The sequence below is a fragment of the Mycobacterium palustre genome (genome assembly GCF_002101785.1).
GTDB lineage: Bacteria > Actinomycetota > Actinomycetes > Mycobacteriales > Mycobacteriaceae > Mycobacterium > Mycobacterium palustre.
The window spans coordinates 1-18,493 of record NZ_LQPJ01000054.1; the positions used below are offsets into that span (position 1 = coordinate 1).

The window sequence follows — 18,493 nt, forward strand, 5'->3', positions numbered from 1 at the left end:
AGGTGAGCACGCCGCCGCCGGCGCCGGCCGCATCGTGCTCACCTCGCGTTCCGAGCCCACGCAGAAGGCGCTTGAAACGATCGAGCTCGTCCGGGCGATAGGTTCTGACGTGATCGTAGAGTGCGGCGACATAGCCCAGGCGGGCACCGCCGAGCGGTTGGTGGCAACGGCGACCGCGACGGGGCTTCCGTTGCGCGGTGTGCTGCACGCGGCCGCGGTGGTCGAGGACGCCACGCTGACCAACATCACGGACGAGCTCATCGAGCGCGACTGGACGCCCAAGGTCTACGGCGCGTGGAATCTGCACCGGGCCACCGCATCTGAGGACCTGGACTGGTTCTGCTCCTTCTCCTCGGCGGCCGCCCTGCTGGGTTCGCCCGGGCAAGGCGCCTACGCCGCGGCCAACAGCTGGCTGGACGCGTTCACGCACTGGCGACGCGCCCAGGGGCTGCCGGCCATGGCGATCGCATGGGGCGCCTGGGGCGAGATCGGCCGGGGTGCCGGATTCGCCGAGGGCACGGGCGCTGCGATTACTCCCGACGAGGGCGCCTACGCGTTCGAATCGCTGCTGCGCCACGCCCGCACGTACACGGGTTATGCCCCGCTGATCGGCACACCGTGGATCTCGTCCTTCGCGGACCGCAGCAAGTTCCTCGAGATGTTCAAGTCTGCGGGCGAAAAGCGTTCCGGCTCAAGCAAGTTGCGCGCCGAACTGGCCGAGCTGCCGCTCGAGGAGTGGCCCGGCCGGCTGCGGCGCCTGCTCTCAGAGCAGATCGGACTGATTCTGCGTCGCAACATCGACCCTGACCAGAGACTGTCCGAATATGGCCTCGACTCGCTGGGCAACCTCGAGTTGCGGACCCACATCGAGGCCCAAACGGGGGTAAGGATCACCTCCGCCGACATCACCACGGTGCGGGGTTTGGCGGATCACCTATTCGACAAGCTGGCTCCGAAAGAGACTGCGCCCGCATGACCTAGAAGCTCAGAGCGAAGTCGCTAGTGCCGGGGTTGGAGCAGAGGAGGTAAGCGTGTTCATAGGTGGAGGCTCGGAGCACGACAGCTTGCGTGTCGGCAACGCCTACGACTGGGACCCGGGCGAAGGCTCGGTCGTGACGTGGGAACCAACGCCCGGTTCACTGGCCAAAGCGCGGCAGGCTCCGGTGAGCCCGGTGCCGCCGAGCTCAATGCAGGCAGGCCACATTCGCGGATTTGTCGAGTTCGGCCGGAAGGGGCTCGACTACTCGCGGACGGTCATGGGGTCGTGGGATGTCCCGGGCCGGTGCGACGTTCGCGCCATGACCTACCTGATCAACGCGCACCTGCGACGCCAGGCGACGTACCACAGCTGGTTCGAGTACATCGATGAGAAGAACATCGTCCGGCACACCATGAAGAACGCGCGCGATATCCAGTTCGTCCCGAAAGAGTACGGGGTCCTGACCCGGCAGCAGTGGCACGACCACGTGCTGGCCACCCCGGATCCGTTGCAGTGGGACTGCTTTCGATTCGGCATCATCCAATACGACGACCGCTTCACGCTGTACGCGGTTGTCGACCACCTGCACTGCGACCCCATGCTGCTCTCCGGGCTCTACATCGAGATCCTGATGAACTACAACTCCATCGTCGAAGGCAGGGCGCCTATTTCGCTGCCGCCGACGACCTCCTACGACGAGTTTTGCCTGCGGGAACACCAGACGATCGCCTCGATGACCGTGGACTCGCCGGAGGTGCGCACGTGGATCGAGTTCGCCGAGGCTAACGGTAATAGCCTGCCCGATTTCCCACTGCCGCTTGGCGATCAGTCAATACCGTGCGGCGGCGACGTCCACGTGCAGCAGCTGCTGGGCCCCGACCAGATGGCGCAGTTCGAGGCCCTGTGCCAACGTGCCGGTGCCCGGTTCAGCGGTGGCCTGTTCGCTTGTGCGGCCCTGACGCACTTCGAATTGACCGGTGAGGAAACGTATTACGGGCTCACTCCCACCGACAAGCGCAAGAGCCCAGAGGACTTCATGACGGTGGGCTGGTTCACCGGTGTGGTGCCGTTCACCGTCGCCATCAACCCGAGCTCGTTCGAAGAGACCGCCCGCGCCGCGCAGGCTTCCTTCGACGCGAACATGAAGTGCGCGCATGTGCCGTACGACCGCGTGCTGGAGTTGGCGCCCTGGCTGAAGAAGTACGGTCCGCAGTTCACCATGATGAGCTACATGGACGCGGGCCTTCCGCCGCTTTCCGGTGTCGTGGCCACCGCACTGGATGGTGTGAACGCGACCGCGCTGACCGACGGCAGGAGCCCGGCCTATATGTACTCGACGGTTTTTCGTCTGTTCGACGAGGTCTCGATCATGGTGTCCTACCCGAACAACCCCGTCGCCCGCGAGTCCGTGATCCGCTGGACGGAGGCGCTGAAGTCGGTGTTCGACCGGGTCGTCGCCGACACGCTTGCCGGGGTGCCGGTTCGCGTCGCCAGGTAAGCATCGAAGCGCGTCGTTCCACAGTGCGCCGGCCCGGGTAGCTGACCGCCGCCTGCAGAATAAGACCGAGCATCGCCGATGAAGTTTGTGCTGGCCGCCCACGGAACGCGCGGCGACATCGAGCCGGGCGCCACGGTGGCCGCGGAGTTGCACCGCCGGGGGCACGAAGTCCGAATGGCGGTGCCGCCCAACCTGGTTGGGTTCGTCGAGTCCGCCGGGCTTTCGGCGGTTCCCTACGGCCCGGACACGCAGGAGCAGGTCGTCGCGGTCGCGGATTTCACGCACAACGCCCTCACGATCCAGAACCCGTTGCGCTTCATGCGCGATCTGCGCAAACTCTTCGTCGAGGGCTGGGCGGAGATGAGCCGGGAGCTCACCTCGCTGGCCGACGGGGCCGACCTGCTGTTGACCGGCCAGACCTACCACGGCGTTGTGGCGAATGTCGCGGAGTACCACGGCATTCCGCTGGCCGGGCTGCATCACTTCCCGGTGCGGGTCAACGGTCAGATCGGTGTTCCGTTCCTACCGTCGCCGGCTTTCGCGGCGCGTACGACACTGAAGGCGGCGTGGTGGCTGTATTCGCACGTCATCACCAAGGCGGACGAGGACGCGCAGCGCCGCGAACTGGGCCTGCCGCCGACGCAGATCCCGGCCTGGCAACGGATGGCCCAAGGCGGAACGCTGGAAATCCAGGCCTATGATCAGGCGGTTTTCCCGGGACTGGCGGCGGAATGGAACGGCCGCCGCCCCTTCGTCGGCGCGCTGACGCTCGAGCTGGGCGCGGACACGGATGACGAAGTGGCGTCATGGGTTTCGGCCGGGTCACCGCCGATCTACTTCGGTTTCGGCAGCACACCGGTCCAGTCCCCCGCCGAAACAGTGACGATGATCGCCGAGGCCTGCGCCGAACTGGGCGAGCGGGCGCTGATTTACTCCGGCGCGACCGGTCCCACCCCGCATCCCGACCACGTCAAGCTTGTCGATCAGGTCAACTACACCAAGATATTGCCCATGTGCCGGGCTGCCGTGCACCACGGCGGCGCGGGCACCACCGCGGCCGGGCTGCGCGCCGGCCTGCCGACGCTGGTGCTGTGGGACGTGGCCGACCAGTTCATCTGGGCGACGCAGGTCAAACGGCTGAAGGTCGGTTCCGCGAAGAAGCTGACCAACATCACCGTCAAATCGCTGGTCCGGAAGCTGCGCGGGATCCTGGCGCCCGAATGCGTCGAGCGCGCACGCCGGATCGCCCCACGAATGGCGAAGCCCAGCGAAAGCGTTGCCAGGGCCGCGGACCTATTGGAGCAGACCGTCCGCGTGGGCGCTTAAGGCGTCCCCCGAGCACAATCCGAAAGTAGCTCGCTCGAGTGTCGTTGGCGCCAATCCGCCAGATACGCCGCGGGATACGCCGCAACCTAGTAACGTTTTGACCCGATGTGGACTTATGTGGTGTTTATCGGGGTCGGGATGCTGATGGATCCCACAAGATTCGGCATCGCGGCCGTCCTGATGTCGCGGCGGCGCGCCATGGTCAGTTTGCTCGCCTGCTGGGTGGGCGGCATGATCGCCGGCGTCGCGGTCGGAATAGCGGTCCTGATCATGCTGCACGACATCGCGCTCGCGCCGATTCAGGCAGCGGCCTCCGCGATCAACAACGCCAGGTCCGCGGTCGTCCTGCTGGCCGGCGACCATCTCCACCTCACCCTTGGCGTGATGGCGCTGGCAACCCTGGCCTTGATGGTGGCCCGCGATCGCGGGTGGATCTCATGGGCGGCACCCGTGCTGGCGGGAGGCGGTGCCGCGTCGGAGAGCTTGCCTGCCCGACGACAACGGTCTATCGCGTCGGCGATCGGGACCCGCATCCACGCCATCCTGGAATCCGGCTTCGCCTGGCCGGCGTTCGTGGTCGGACTCGGGTCCACGGTTCCACCCATCGAAGGCCCGATGGTGCTGACGTTCATCATGGGTTCGAGGGCCCCCGCCGGCACGCAGTTCCTCGCCTTCATGCTGTTCGTACTCCTCGGACTCGCTTTCATCGAGCTTCCGTTGGTCAGCTACCTGGCGGCGCCACAAAAAACGCAAGCGGCGATGCGGGCATTCAACGCCTATATCACCGCTCATCGCCGGCAGATCTTCGAAGTCATGCTGGCGCTGATGGCGGTCGGGTCCCTCATGCGGGGTATCAGCAGCCTTTGAGCGCTGCGACGGCGTGATGGCTGTCGAACGGGGCGGTATCTGAGTGAACGCGATCGACGTGGACCGGCCGCCGGCCGCCCCGACCGTCTCGGTGTGCGTGCCGATGTACAACAACAGCGGGACGATCGAACGCTGTCTGCGCAGCATTCTCGACCAGGACGGCGTCGACTTCGAGATCGTGATCTGCGACGACGATTCGTCCGACGACTCCGCCGCGATCGCCGCGGCGATGCTGCGGCCCGGTGACCGGCTGATCCGCAACCGGCCGAACCTCGGCCTCAACGGGAACCACAACAAGTGCATCGAAGTCGCGCGCGGCCGCTACATCCAGTTCGTGCACGGTGACGACTGGTTGCTGCCGGGGGCGCTGCAGACGCTTGTCCCTTTTTTCGACGACCCTGCCGTCGGAATGGCTTTCGCGCCCCGGCGCGTGATCAACGACAAGAACGTGCCGTTGCACCGGCGATTGGGTCCGGCCCACGTCTGGTTCCCCTGGCTTCAGAAGCACAACCACGGGCCCTTCCTGGTCGCCCAGATGATGCTGCAGGCCGCGATGGGCAACTGGATCGGTGAGCCGACCTGCGTGATGTTTCGCCGCCAGCTCGCCCTGGACGCGGGCTGCCTCCGCGAGGACATCTACCAGCTCGTCGACCTGGATTTTTGGCTTCGGTTGATGTTGCGATGCGATGTGGGCTTCGTGCGGCGGAAGCTTTCGGTTCGCACTCACACGGCCGGCACGACGACCCTGAGCATCTTGAAAGCGCGGCGGAATTGGCTCGACCACCTGCGCATCCTTACCTGGCTCATCGTGGATCCGCAGTCGCCCCCGGTGGTTCGGGTTACCGCCAGGGTGTGGTGGGTGCTCAAGTGGGCGGTGATGTGCTTGGGCGTCGCGCTGCTCGGGCCCGAGCGGCGGTCTCGCCTCCAGCTGCTGGCGGACGCCCGTACCACCGAGTTCGCGCGAGCCCGACAACTGGCCGACAAGCTCGCCTCACCGAGTGGCGACGCGAATCGCCGCATCAGTCCTTGACGAAGCAAAACAACCGGTACGCGATGCCGCCGTCTCGCTCCAGATCCCGGTCCATCATGTCGACGCCATAACGGATCGCGCGAGCCACGAATTGCGGCACTCGGCGACTGAGCACCTCATGGGAGCGCTGGGTGTTTCCCGCCAGGCCGCGCTTGGTCTCTTCGAGGATGTCCCGTCGCGAAAGCTCTCGCAGGGGGGCTTCGGACAGCACCATGTCCCACCAGGGCAGGGCGTCCGGGCGACGGTTGTCCGTGTACAGGAAATGTCCGCCCGGGCGAAGCACGCGCGCCACCTCGGCGAGGAACCGAGCGAAGTCGGGGTATTGGTGCGAGGCTTCGACGTTGATCACCGCGTCGAAGGATTCATCCGGAAACGGTAGGTTTTGCGCGTCGCCCTGCACGAACGTCAGACCGGGCAGCCTGTGGCTCTTTCGGGCCTTCTCGACGCTGGCCGGGTTGAGGTCGAGTCCCGTGTAGGACGCGGGGCCCATCGTGCGCATGATGTAGGAGGCTCCCCCGCCCGCGCCGCAGCTGACCTCCAGGACGTGCTTGCCGGTGAGATCCACCTGGGCAGCGGTGACGTGATACAGCTGGATGCAGTACCGGTTGCGCTCGTCCGATCCCTCCAGCGGAAGGTCCATCGGGGGGTCTTCCTCGTAACCGAAGTTGAAGAACACCACGTTGTCCCCGACCTGGCGGGTACCAAGGGGCAGAACGTACTTCGTGGTGAGTTTTCCGACTAATTTGTTGGACTGCAGGCGGAATCTGTGGGTCACCGGGAGAGTGTTGCATGGATCCCGCCGCCCTCTGCGCAGAACGGGCGCCTCAATCGCTGTCCTCCGCCTTCTGAAGGGAACTGGCGGGGTAGAACGACGGCCAGTCGGCGATCTTGATTAGCCCTCGCGATCGGGGGCTTGATTGTAGGGTTGATTGCGTGTCAAGCCGGATTGGCTCGGGCGAGGCGGCCAAGCCAGGGGGAATCTTCGACCGCATCAGCGATGCCGTCGTGCGTTGGCCGCTGCTTATCATCGCCTGCTGGATCGGGTTCGCCGCCACCTTGGCACTGATCTTTCCGCCGCTCATGGTAGAGGTCGGAAAGCACGAGCAAAAGCCCCTCCCGGACGACGCTCCCACGATGATCACCAACGCGGAGATGGCGAAGGCCTTCGCCCCGATCGGGGGAAATTCCGGGGGTGCCGGGGGCCCCGGTGGCGGCGGTAACTCCGGGGGGCCTGGCGACGCCAAGGCTTCGGCGAATCCCTTGGGGCTCGGCGGCGCGCTCCTGATGATCGTGCTGACCGACGAGAAGGGCATCACGCCCGCCGACGAGAACACCTACCGCAATCTGGTCGAAAAGCTGCACCAGGATAAGCAGGATCAGGTGACGGTGCAGGACTTCCTCGGCTCGCCGCAAATGCGCGAAGTCCTGGCGAGCAAGGACGGCAAAGCCTTCATCTTGCCCGTCTCTTTCCCAGGCGCTCCGACCTCGCCGGTCACGATCGCGAGCTATAAACACGTCCAGGCGATCGCCAAGCAGGCGACCGCGGGAACGACCATGACCGCGTACGTCAGCGGACCGCTCGCGAGCATCATCGATGCCACCGAAATGGCGCAGGAAGACGCGCATTTCATCGAAATCGGCACCGTGGTGAGCGTCTTGATAATTCTGGCGCTCATTTATCGCAACGTGGTCACGATGCTGGTGCCGCTGCTCAACATCGGCGCGTCCATTGGGACCACGCAGGGCGTGTTGTCGGGGCTTGCCCAAGTCGGCCTACCGGTGAACCTGCAGAGCCTGGTCCTGATGAGCGCGGTCATGATCGGGGCGGGGACCGACTATGCCGTCTTCCTGATCAGTCGCTATCACGACTTTGTGCGTCGCGGCCACGATTCCGACACAGCGGTCAAGATGGCGTTGATGTCGATCGGCAAGGTGATCGCCGCGTCGGCGGCCACCGTCGCGGTCACGTTCCTCGCGATGGTGTTCACCAAGCTGGAAGTGTTCTCGAGCGTAGGCCCGGCGATTTCGATCTCGGTGTTGGTGGCGTTGCTGTGCGCCACGACCCTGATGCCGGCCATGCTCGTGCTCGCCGGGCGGCGTGGCTGGATCAAGCCGCGGCGGGAGCTGGCCACCCGCTTCTGGCGGGTGACGGGAACCCGCGTCGTGCGGCGGCCGCGCATCCACCTGGTCGGCAGCCTCATTGTGCTCATCGCGTTGGCCAGCTGTACGTCCGTGATGCGATTCAACTACGACGATCTCAAGTCGATGCCGGATTCGGTGGACAGTTCCCAGGGATACCAGGCGATGGATCGCCATTTCCCGCAGAACGCGCTCACCCCCATGGTGATGTTCATCCAGTCGCCCTCGCACGACCTGCGGACCCCGACCGCCCTCGCCGACCTCGAGCAGATGGCCAGCCGCGTGAGCCAGGTCCCCAACATCACGATGGTGCGGGGGCTGACCCGGCCCAACGGAGAACCGTTGGAGCAGACCAAGATTTCGTTCCAGGCCGGAGAGGTCGGCAGCAAGCTCGCCGATGGCTCAACCCAGATTCAGAACCACGGAAATGATCTGGACCGGTTGGTCAACGGCTCCAATCAGCTGGCCGATGCGCTCGCACAGCTGCGCGATCAGGTCACCGGGGCGCTAACCAGCCTTGCCCCGGTGGCATCGGCGCTGATGACCATGGAGCAACTGGCCGGCGGCGACAAGACCATCGCCGCCCTCGACCAGGGCGCCGCATACACGGGTCAGATGAAAACGCTCGGCGACAATCTCGACGCGTCCACGGTCAACGCGCAAAGCATCGCCGCTTGGGCCACACCGATGTTGGTGGCCCTCAACAACAGTCCGGACTGCAATGCCGATCCGGGGTGTGTGAACTCGCGTGCCAGTTTGGCGGCGATGGTTCAGGCCAACAACGACGGAACGCTCACCTCGATCAAGGCCATGGCCCGCAACCTGCAAGCGGCCGGAAAGATGCAGACCGTCGGCCAGACGCTCGACAAGGTGCAGCAGACGCTGACCCAAGCCTCCACCGCCTTAAAGACGATCAAGAACCTGCAAAACACGATGAGCCAGGCGGAGCAGGGCGCCAATGCCCTCGCCGACGGCAGCCGGGCCGTCGCCGGTGGCGTGAAAGAACTGGTGGACCAGACCCGAAAGATCGGCACCGGCCTCGGCGAGGCGTCGGAATTCCTGCTGAACATGAAGCAGAACACGGACGCCAAGCCGTCCATGGCCGGTTTCAACATCCCGCCGCAGGTCATGACGCGGGATGAGTTCAAGCAGGGCGCCGCCATCTTCATATCCCAGGATGGCCATGCCGCGCGGTACCTCATCCAGAGCGGTCTGAATCCGTTCACCACCGAAGCCATGGATCAGATCGCCAAGATCATCAAGGCGGCGCAAACCGCGCAGCCGAACACCGAACTGTCCGATGCCAAGGTGTCCGTGGCCGGAATTTCCACCGGGCTCCGTGACACACGCGACTATTACAACAGCGATATCGCCTTCATCGTCACCGCGACTATCCTCATCGTGTTCCTGATCCTGGTCGGTTTGCTGCGGGCCGTCATCGCCCCGCTGTACCTGATCGGTTCGGTGCTGCTTTCGTACCTGTCGGCCATGGGCCTCGGGGTCCTGGTGTTCCAGATCCTCCTCGGACAGAACCTCCATTGGAGCCTGCCCGGGTTGTCCTTCATCCTGCTCGTCGCGGTCGGCGCCGATTACAACATGCTGCTGATTTCCCGCATCCGCGACGAGTCGCCGCATGGGGTGCGTGTCGGCGTCATTCGCACCGTGGGTTCGACCGGTGGCGTGATCACGTCGGCCGGCCTGATCTTCGCCGCCTCGATGTTCGGCCTGATGACCGCCAGCATCTACACCATGGCCGAGGCCGGATTCATCCTTGGCATGGGAATCTTGATCGACACCTTCCTGGTCCGAACGATCACGGTGCCGGCCATGGCCGCCATGATCGGCCAGAAGAACTGGTGGCCTTCACATCTGGGCAAGAGCGCCGCGCAGGTCGTCGCGGCCCACCACAAGAAGCAGCAACAGCTCGACCAGCTGACCGAGCAGCTGATCCGGATGAAAGTGATTCCCCGACGGGAGGCGTGGCCGGCTCCCGCTACATCATCGGCCCGCGAGGCGAACGGGGAGTCGGAACGGCCGTGGCGTTCCGACGACCTGCTCGTCCGCCTCAAACTCGTCCCCCCCAGCCACAAGCCGCGGACCAAGCCGCGTCGCCGGCCGACCGGCGCCAAGCCCGCCGCCGGGGCGGCGACGAGCGGCAAGCGGTCGGTGGAACGCGTTCCCTCCCATGCGCTTCCGTTGTTCGACCTCAGCGGCCTGCCGGAGCACGTGACCCACTCTCTGCACCAGTCGGGTTTGGATTCGCCGGCGGCCGGCGGCGCCAGCACCAGTTCCAAGCCGGGGCGCGATGCCGGGCACCCCCTGCCGCTGTTCGGGCCGGACATCGAGTCACGCCGCCCCGTCAGCCTCGGCGGCAATGGCGGCAAAGCGAACGGCAACGGCCACGCCGGCGGGGAGAAGAACGGCGATCAACCGGCCGCTGCCGACGTCAGCCAGCCGCTTCCCTTGTTCGGGCCCGGCGCCTAAGGGCGAGAAGGCGCTCAGGCGTCCAATCGGACGAACTCGTCCTGCCGGTACAGCTCGACGCACTGCGACCGCCTGATCTTGCCGCTCGTGGTGATGGGGATCGAACCGGGCGAGACCAGAACCAGATCCGCGACGCTCAGGCCGTGCGACTTCGAAATCGCCGACGTGACTTCGCGTTTGACTCCGCGTAGTTTTTCGGCCGCCTCCTCGTCGGAGTCGCCCCGCTTCTTGAGCTCGATGATGGCGACCAGCTTTTCGACGCCCTTGTCCGGGACCGCTATCGCCGCGCAGCGGCCGGCGGTGATCTCCTGGATCGTCGCCTCGATGTCGTCGGGAGAGTGGTTGCGCCCGTAGACAATCAGGAGGTCCTTGATGCGGCCGATGATGTACAGCTCGCCCTCCGAGATGAACCCCGAGTCCCCGGTTCGCAGCCAGGGACCCTCAGGCGTGCCGTTGGAAGGGTCGACGATCTTCGCGCCGAACGTGCGTTGGGTTTCCTCCGGTTTTTGCCAGTACCCCAAGGCGACGTTGTCGCCGTGCACCCAGATCTCCCCGACCGTCCCATCCGGACACTCGCTACCGGTGTCGGGATCGACGATGCGCGTCAGCGTTGACTGCTGGCTCCCGTAACTGACCAGCGGTGTGCCGCTTCCGTTTAGGCACGGGATCGCTTGGCCGGCGGGCAGTTTCTCGGAGTCGAACTGACCTATCTTGGGGGGCTCGCCCACTTGACGGCTCGCTATGTACACGGTCGCTTCCGCCATGCCATACGACGGCCGCAGCGCCCTGGGATCGAAATTGAAGCGCGCGAATCGATCCGCGAAGCGCTTGAGGGTCGCGGGTTGTACCCGCTCGCTGCCGTTGAGGATCGTGTGCACCCCACCGAGGTCGAGCCCGGCCATATCGTCGTCGGACGTCTTGCGCACCGCAAGTTCGTAGGCGAAGTTCGGCCCCGCCGAAATCGTGCAGCGGTGCTGCGCCAGCAATTGCATCCACCGGGCCGGTCGCTGCAGGAACCCCACCGGGCTGCTCAGCAGGGTCGGTACGCCCGCCAGAATCGGCATGAGGATCCCCAACAGCAGGCCCATGTCGTGGTACAGCGGCAGCCACGACACCACGGTGATGCCGACGGGCGGCACCCCGCCTTCGGGCGCGAAGAAGTCGCCCATGATCTGCTCGAAGTTGGCGAAGACGTTCTTGTTGGAGACCATCACACCGGCCGGCGTCCGCGTGGACCCCGACGTGTACTGCAGATAGATGAAGTCCGACCCGTCGCCCGCCTTGGCACGGGGCCTCGGGCCGGTGGGGCGCTGGCGCGTATCGAGATCCAGCGAATCGACTTCGACGATCGGGGGTTTCGACTGTCCCTGCTGCGATTGCACGGCCGCGTTGACGTTCTCGATCACCGCTGACGTCGTGAGCACCACCGACGGCGACGTGTCCCCCAAAACCGCGATGGTGCGTTCGTCGTGGGCGCCGCCGTGAGGAACCGACAGCGGAACCGCGACGAGCCCGGCCTGCAACGCGCCCAGGAAGCTGACGACGTAGTCCAGCCCCTGCGGCGCCAGTATGAGGGCCCGCTCACCCGTCGATCCGTGGTCGCTGAGCTGCTCGGCCAGGTTCACCACGCGCCGGTACAACTGCGACCAGCTCAAGGTGTGCGCTACGCCGTCCCAATCGTGGTCATAGTCAACATATGTGAACGCCGTGTCGTTGGGCTGCAGGCTGGCGCGTTCGCGCAGCACACCAGGGATGGAAGTCTGAACCACGGACAACACCCTACCTTCGTCACACGCGTTTCTGGCCAGGAACGCTAAGGTTACGGTCGCACCAACCGCCGCCCCCCAGAAATGAAGGAGCTCGGTGCGTGCCGGCGTTATCGGCGACCGATCATAGGCGGCCCCGGGCGGGCACATTGCGCCGCGGCGACCGGCATGGGCGGCGTCCGCGGTTCGCCCCCGGCCCCGGCGCCGCCTCGCTATACTTCGCCAGCGTGGGCTGCACGCTCTCCGGCGAAAGGGCCGCGGTGCGACAGCTCCGCGAAGGCTCGCTTCCCTCCGAACCCGCCGACCCGCGCCGCAACCGCGATAGCCGCCGCGAAGACGGGAGCGCAGTGTGACCCAGCCGACAACGGCAAACTCACCCGAGGTGACCCCCAAGGTCAGCGTCGTGGCGACCAGCCACAACCAGGAGGGCTACGTTCGCCAAACCTTCGACAGCTTTGTCGCACAACAGGTCGACTTCCCGATGGAAATCATCGTCGCGGACGACGCCTCGACCGACGCCACGCCAGCGATCATTCGGGAGTACGCCGACCGCCACCCGGACTTGTTCCGGCCCATCTTCAGGCCCGAGAACCTTGGCCTCAACGAAAACCTGGTCGGCGCTTTGTCTGCCGCCCGCGGCGAGTACGTCGCGCTGTGCGAGGGCGACGACTATTGGATCGATCCGCTGAAGCTCAGCAAACAGGTGGCCTTTTTGGACCGGCATCCGGGGACCGCGGTGTGTTTTCATCCCGTTCGGGTGGTGTGGGAAGACGGCCGCGCCAAGGACTCGGAGTTCCCCCCGGTGGATTGGCGCCGCGACCTGAGCTTGGAGAGGCTGCTCCGGCGGAACTTCATCCAGACGAACTCGGTCATGTACCGGCGCCTCGCGCGCTACGACGACATCCCGGCCGCTGTGATGCCACTGGACTGGTACCTGCACGTACGCCACGCGGTCCACGGCGACATCGCCCTACTGCCCGACACCATGGCGGTCTACCGCCGCCACTCTGAGGGGATGTGGTACGACCTGGCCGTCGACCCGGAGAAGTTTTGGGTGACGCACGGTGTCAGACATGCGGCGACGTTCGACGCGATGCTCGACCTGTTCCCCGACGACCCTGTGCGCGAGGAGATCATCGGCGAGCAAGCCGACCTGGTCCTCGCCCAGGTCGCGAAGATCCCGGGCCCGGATGGCCGGGCCGCTCTACTGGAGACCGTCACGCAGCACCCGCGCATCGCGATGCTGGCACTTCAGAAGCGCTATGCGTCGCCACTGCGGCGGCTCAATGCCATGTGGTCAAAATTCGCCGCCGATTCGCTGAGCTGGCGGGCGGCCACCGACACGTGGTCCGCCTGGCAAGGGCGGCTGAGAGGCAAAGCGTTTCACTCAGGGGACGACCGCGTTTGAAAGCGCCCTGGAATGGCCGAGACAACGCCACACCGCACACTGGCGCGCCGCGGCAGGACGGGCGCCGGGATCCCCTGGTCGCCTACGTCGGCTGGCACCGCATGGGCAACCTCGGCGACGAGGCGATCTACGATGCGGTCCGCTCACAGCTTCCCGGCGCGACGTTCCTCGATCTGCCCTCTTCCCCGCGAGAGGTGATCCGTTCCTACCTAACGGGTTTGAATCGGTTGTTGCGACGCAGCAGCCTGGTCGTCGGTGGCGGCACGATCGTCGGTAGGGCCCAGTGGAGGGAATTCATCAATCGTGGCTTGGCGCTCACCAAAAACACCGGCGGCTACGCGATTGGCGTTGGCGTCGAAGACCCGGTGTTCGTCGGACGCAATACCGGCTCGGACAAAGACGAGCTGAGACGATGGGCGCCAATACTTTCGGAGTTCCCCATCGTGTCGGTCCGAGGACCCCGAAGCGCGGAACTGCTGGCCGAGGTCGGGCTGAATGTGGAGGTGTCCGGCGACCCGGCGCTTCTGCTCCCACAGCCCGACGTGGTTCCCGAAGACGGCCTCATCGGAGTGAATCTTGGCTTCGGAGATGATCTTTGGGGCCATGATCCCGTGAGGTTGGCCGACGAGGTCTCGGTCACCGTCCGGCAACTGTCATCGCAGGGTTACCGGTTCGTCGGAATACTGATGAAGCATGACGACCGTCGATGGACCGAAATCGCGCTCAAGGATGTGGTCGCCGACATCGTGCACCCCGTCGACGCCGATGCCGCGGCGCGGGAATTGGCCCGCTGTTCGGTGGCGGTCGTCAGCCGGCTGCACGCGGGGATCTTGGCATCGCTGTCAGCCACACCGGTCATCTCGCTGGAGTATCAGCCGAAGTGCAGGGATTTCGCGCTCTCGATCGACGACGAACGTTCGCTCATCCGCACCGACGAAGTGAGCAGCGCCGCCGTCATCGACCGCGTTGCCGGTGCGCTCGCCGACTCGTCGAACATCAGGGCCACGACCCGCGCCGGCGTCGCACGACTTCGGCAGCGGCTCCAGGCCGAGTACGTCGCCCTTGGACGCCACTTGGGTCTTGGCGTCGAATGACTTAGATGCCAATGCAGCGCCCTGGCACGCGTCGGCCAGGAAAATGCCTGCACCACATGGACTCGTTCAGAAGTGGCTGAGCAGTGGTGGCGCAGCACCGGGCAGGGCCGGTTGCATGTCGCCCACGTCGACGGAGCGCCGTCGCGGACTGACTTGCGATCGTTTGCCCGGGCTCGTCGGGAATCTGCCGGGACGGGGAAGACCGTGCGGCGATCGAGGCCGACCCGGACTTCAAGCAAGTTGCCGATCGCCTGACTTGGGCAAAACAGGCTTCCTCAGCATCGCTTTCAACTATGCTTCTCTCGCATCGGGTGGGGCGGGCTGCGCGCTTTGAAGGGGATACCAGATGATCGCTTTCATCACCACATTGCGTCATCCGCATAACTCCGCAGACTATGGCCGCGTCGAATCGCTGCTGCAAGACACATTGACGTCGTTGACTCGCCAAACGTGCGACGACTACATAGTGATCATCGTCGGGAATCGGCGACCAGCGTTCCCGCTGCCGAAGCGCACGAAGTTCGTTGAAGTCAACTTCCCGCCGCCCTCCATACACAAGGGACCTCGGACGGGGCCGGCGGCAGTCATCTGGGACAAGGGCACGAAGAATGCCATCGGTCTCATGACAGCGCGTGACTTCGCGCCCGAATACGTTATGGCCGTGGATGCCGACGATTTCGTCCATCGAGAGCTCGCGGCTTTTGTTCACGCCCGCCCGGGCCATGCCGGATGGGCTGTCGATCAAGGGTGGATGTACTCGCGCGCGAGGAACGCTTACAGGCCGCTTAAGAAGTTTTACAACATTTGCGGCACCTCGTTCATCATCCCGTTCGAGGCGTACGACGTTCCCAGGGACCTCACCGTGAACGCGACGCAGAAAGAGATCGCCGAAGCCTTCGGAGAGCGACTCGAACACGTCTTGGAACACGGGTGGGCTTATGACTGGTGGAAAAACCACGGGCGCATTCTTGAGCCGCTGCCCTTCCCCGGCGCCGTCTACCACGTCGACCACGGTGAAAACCACTGTGACAACGCGGTTTACGGACCCGCCCTGCCGTACCGCTCGCACCTCTACCGAGACTTCGGCATTCGCCCGTCGAAGGGCTGGGCCTTGACACTTTGGAAATCCGTCGGCCCTGCAGCCCTAAAGCCTGACCGCAGAACTTGGCCGACGCAGCCTAAATCTTACTTGGAAGGTTATGTGCCCCCAGACAGTTCCATGGTCGTGTCACCGTGACTGTCCACCGCGACTGCCAGTGCCAAGCCTTGTCCGCGTAAAGTGACCAGAACCCTTTTCCGCGTTAGCTTTAACCCAGCCGTGCTTGCGCTAGTCGTATACGCGTGCGTCAGACGCGAAGCGTGACATCGTTCGTCAACTCGTTCAGCACCGCTTGGACGTCTCGCACGTATCCGACCACCCAGGGGCGAGAAGGGCGCGGATAAAGAATCGACGCTCGACGGCCTCAGGTGGCACGCGGGATACCACGTGAGGAGTAGCTAGGCGCCCGAAAGTCGCTGAGCAGCCTGGTCACGCCAGTCGGTCTCGGGATTCCGTAACGAAATCACCGCGCCCCCGGTACGCTGTAGTTTTCGCGCAGCGCCAGGTAATTCGCTCAGGGGATCGGATGTCGTTCACATACCTGCTAGACAAACTGGATAAGGCAGAGATTCGCGGCGAGCCGTTCCCGCACGTCTACATCGAGGACTTCCTCGACGGTGAGGATTTCGAGGCGGTGATGGGCGCCGCAGAGATCACCCTGCCTGCAGCCGCGGAAGTCAATGAGCTGTTCGCCCGCCTCGATGCGGCGGGGTATCAGCCCATCGACTTCCCGGGCTGCACGAAGTCCCGCGCCGAATACATTGCGTGGCTTCAAGCCGCGGTCAAACCCAAAGACACCCATCCCGCATGTGAGGCCAAAGGCATGGCGTTGCGCTGCATGAACCTCAAGTCGGAGGCAGCGCAATCCCTTGACGCGTTTTTCCGGTCCCCTGAGTTGCAAGATCTGCTCACCAGGAAGTTCGGCATCACCGCCCCCGTCCAACAGGAGGGCGGCGTGCAGAAATACCTCAATGGCTACGAGATAAGCCCCCACCCGGATATGAGGCAGAAGGCGCTCACCTGGATGCTCAATGTCAACCCGGGCGCCAACACCGAAGACCTCAACTACCACACCCACTACATGACCTTCAAGCCAGAGTGGGACTTCGTTCGACGCTTCTGGAGGGACACCCCCGATGCCGATACTTGCTGGGTGCCGTGGCAATGGTGCGACACCAAGAAACGCCAGACTGTCAACAACAGCATCGTGGTGTTCTCTCCCCGCCACGACACCCTGCATGCCGTGCGGGCACACTATGACCATCTCCCGGCGCAGCGTACTCAATTCTGTGGAAACTTGTGGTACCAGCCCAAACTCCTCAAGTTTCGGCCGCAATTCCAGGACTTCGCGGATGGATCCCCTCCGGCACGCCCACGCAGCAGCTTCATCAGGTCCGCTGGGATACGACTCAAGCGAAAGCCGGTCGCATATTGGACCCCTCCGCGCTAATGGCCTCTTGAGGCCGAGACTGCAGGCCCTGTTTTGTCAAATGGAAGGAATTACATGTTGAGGGCGGTCAGTGCACTGCGCCAGAAGACCGATTACAACCGCTGGGCCGATCCCCGCAATATCTACGCGAACTGGGAGCCTCGCTCGAAGATCGCTGCCACCCTTGTGCCGAACCACAGTCGCGTCATCGAGTTCGGGGCGGGGAAGCGGGTCCTCGAACGGTACCTCGACCCATCGTGCTCCTACGTGCCATCTGACATAGTTGATCGAGGACCGGGAACGATCGTCTTCGACCTCAATCAGAGACCTCTCCCAGACCTGGGCACCGACGCATACGACGTCGCCGTCCTCCTGGGAGTGTTGGAATACGTGCGCGACGTCCCTTCATTTCTCGATTGGCTGACTAAGCTGGTTCCGACCTGCGTGTTGGGATGTGTTACGGCACAAGCCAAAAGCGCTCTGTCGTTGCGCGCAGTCCGGGAAACCATACGTCGAATGAGGGGTGGTTGGTTAAACATCTACCGGGAAGACGAACTCATCTCCCTCTTTCGTCAACGTGGCTTTACGCTTACCCAAGACGATAATTGGGAAGACCAAAGGCTATTCGTCTTTTCGCGGCTAGCCTAGTCGCCGCGATTCGGCCGCAAATGGGGCGCGGGTATGGTGAGTCGCCTCAGAGGTTCTCGACCTGTACCGTCCCAGCTAAACAGATGGTGTCCCCCACGGTGAGTGCGGCGCAGATTCATGAGGCGCACATGGCCGCGCCCCAAGCCCGCGGCGGAGCGAGTGGCTGCGAGTCAGCAGACCCTATCAAGACCCAGATCACTTCCCAAGGCAGCGTATTCAGCCCGAAGGCGTTGGCGGAGCCTCTGGTCACGTCCCGTGGAGTGGTGTAAGAGCGGTCGCGTGTCCGCGTGTGGCTCTGTGGTAGCCACTATGCCGTGAGAGCGGCTGTGGGGGCAATGGTTTCGGCACTTTGGTCACTGACGTCGAGCAGAGCGAGGCTGGTCTCGGAGAGGTAGCGCTTGTCGGCGACCTGCCATTCGTCGTGGGCCTCAACGAGTACCGAGCCGGCCAGCCGTAACAGCGCGGCGGGGTTGGGGAACACGCCGACGACGTCGGTGCGGCGTTTGATTTCCTTGTTCAATCGCTCCAGTGGGTTGGTTGACCAGATCTTTTTCCAGTGGGCCACCGGGAAGTCGGCGAAGGCGGTGATGTCGGCGGCGGCCTCGCGCAACATGGTTTCGACCTTGGGGAACTGGCGGCCGAGCATGCCTGGCAATGTCAACTTGAAGTGGCCCCAGTGTGACGGCTAGTTTTGGCCCCCCCTTCGCGGTGCGTTGGGATTTTCTG

The 18,493-nt window shown here is 64.4% G+C and carries 13 protein-coding genes and 1 pseudogene; 11 read left to right on the top strand and 3 right to left on the bottom strand.

Annotated elements, in window-relative coordinates; all coding sequences use genetic code 11:
• From AWC19_RS04150 to AWC19_RS04170, 5 genes are all read left to right on the top strand, one after another.
• The coding region (locus AWC19_RS04150) for a KR domain-containing protein (protein ID WP_142280971.1) at window positions 1-976 on the top strand (976 nt) is incomplete at its 5' end.
• A 55-nt stretch (window positions 977-1,031) separates the two neighbouring features.
• Window positions 1,032-2,477 carry a condensation domain-containing protein gene (locus tag AWC19_RS04155; protein ID WP_085076827.1) on the top strand — a complete coding sequence of 482 codons (1,446 nt, stop codon included), beginning with the start codon at window positions 1,032-1,034 and terminating at the stop codon, window positions 2,475-2,477.
• A gap of 78 nt (window positions 2,478-2,555) precedes the next feature.
• Window positions 2,556-3,803: a glycosyltransferase gene (locus AWC19_RS04160; RefSeq protein WP_085076828.1), complete on the top strand. Its 1,248-nt coding sequence runs from the start codon at window positions 2,556-2,558 to the stop codon at window positions 3,801-3,803.
• Between the two features lie 105 nt (window positions 3,804-3,908).
• Window positions 3,909-4,670, top strand: coding sequence for a GAP family protein (locus tag AWC19_RS04165; RefSeq protein ID WP_085076829.1), 762 nt, complete (start codon window positions 3,909-3,911; stop codon window positions 4,668-4,670).
• Window positions 4,671-4,713: 43 nt separating this feature from the next.
• Window positions 4,714-5,700 carry a glycosyltransferase family 2 protein gene (locus tag AWC19_RS04170; RefSeq protein ID WP_264072396.1) on the top strand — a complete coding sequence of 329 codons (987 nt, stop codon included), beginning with the start codon at window positions 4,714-4,716 and terminating at the stop codon, window positions 5,698-5,700.
• Here the strand turns inward: AWC19_RS04170 and AWC19_RS04175 are convergent.
• The gene (locus AWC19_RS04175) at window positions 5,690-6,475 is read right to left on the bottom strand and encodes a phthiotriol/phenolphthiotriol dimycocerosates methyltransferase (protein ID WP_142280972.1); all 786 of its coding nucleotides are present in this window, start codon (window positions 6,473-6,475) and stop codon (window positions 5,690-5,692) included. The two genes, AWC19_RS04170 and AWC19_RS04175, sit on opposite strands and share 11 nt — an antisense overlap.
• 203 nt (window positions 6,476-6,678) lie before the next feature.
• Here AWC19_RS04175 and AWC19_RS04180 point away from each other — a divergent pair, with 203 nt between their 5' ends.
• On the top strand, window positions 6,679-10,323 hold the full coding sequence (locus tag AWC19_RS04180; protein ID WP_425436872.1) for an MMPL/RND family transporter: 3,645 nt from the start codon (window positions 6,679-6,681) through the stop codon (window positions 10,321-10,323).
• Window positions 10,324-10,337: 14 nt separating this feature from the next.
• Here AWC19_RS04180 and AWC19_RS04185 read toward each other — a convergent pair whose 3' ends face one another.
• Entirely contained in the window at window positions 10,338-12,092 is a 1,755-nt protein-coding gene (locus AWC19_RS04185) for an AMP-binding protein (RefSeq protein ID WP_085076839.1), read from the bottom strand.
• 346 nt (window positions 12,093-12,438) lie between these two features.
• On the opposite strand from AWC19_RS04185, the gene AWC19_RS04190 reads away from it, so the two are divergent.
• From AWC19_RS04190 to AWC19_RS04210, 5 genes are all read left to right on the top strand, one after another.
• A complete protein-coding gene (locus AWC19_RS04190) occupies window positions 12,439-13,497 on the top strand; it encodes a glycosyltransferase (protein ID WP_085076831.1) in 1,059 nt (352 codons plus the stop codon).
• Window positions 13,498-13,598: 101 nt separating this feature from the next.
• A complete protein-coding gene (locus tag AWC19_RS04195; protein WP_085076832.1) occupies window positions 13,599-14,591 on the top strand; it encodes a polysaccharide pyruvyl transferase family protein in 993 nt (330 codons plus the stop codon).
• Between the two features lie 346 nt (window positions 14,592-14,937).
• Window positions 14,938-15,828 (top strand): glycosyltransferase family A protein, encoded by an 891-nt coding sequence (locus AWC19_RS04200; protein WP_085076833.1) that lies wholly within the window; start codon window positions 14,938-14,940, stop codon window positions 15,826-15,828.
• 388 nt (window positions 15,829-16,216) lie between these two features.
• A complete protein-coding gene (locus AWC19_RS04205; protein WP_085076834.1) occupies window positions 16,217-17,140 on the top strand; it encodes a hypothetical protein in 924 nt (307 codons plus the stop codon).
• Between the two features lie 54 nt (window positions 17,141-17,194).
• The gene (locus AWC19_RS04210) at window positions 17,195-17,767 is read left to right on the top strand and encodes a class I SAM-dependent methyltransferase (RefSeq protein WP_085076835.1); all 573 of its coding nucleotides are present in this window, start codon (window positions 17,195-17,197) and stop codon (window positions 17,765-17,767) included.
• 307 nt (window positions 17,768-18,074) lie between these two features.
• Here AWC19_RS04210 and AWC19_RS04215 read toward each other — a convergent pair.
• Window positions 18,075-18,425, bottom strand: a pseudogene (locus AWC19_RS04215) (transposase); the annotation flags it as partial.
• Window positions 18,426-18,493 lie beyond the last annotated feature (68 nt).

Coding starts and splice junctions, on each gene's coding strand:
- AWC19_RS04160 (WP_085076828.1), top strand. CDS start 2,556: ATGAAGTTTGTGCTGGCCGCCCACGGAACGCGCGGCGACATCGAGCCG.
- AWC19_RS04165 (WP_085076829.1), top strand. CDS start 3,909: ATGTGGACTTATGTGGTGTTTATCGGGGTCGGGATGCTGATGGATCCC.
- AWC19_RS04195 (WP_085076832.1), top strand. CDS start 13,599: ATGGGCAACCTCGGCGACGAGGCGATCTACGATGCGGTCCGCTCACAG.
- AWC19_RS04200 (WP_085076833.1), top strand. CDS start 14,938: ATGATCGCTTTCATCACCACATTGCGTCATCCGCATAACTCCGCAGAC.
- AWC19_RS04205 (WP_085076834.1), top strand. CDS start 16,217: ATGTCGTTCACATACCTGCTAGACAAACTGGATAAGGCAGAGATTCGC.
- AWC19_RS04210 (WP_085076835.1), top strand. CDS start 17,195: ATGTTGAGGGCGGTCAGTGCACTGCGCCAGAAGACCGATTACAACCGC.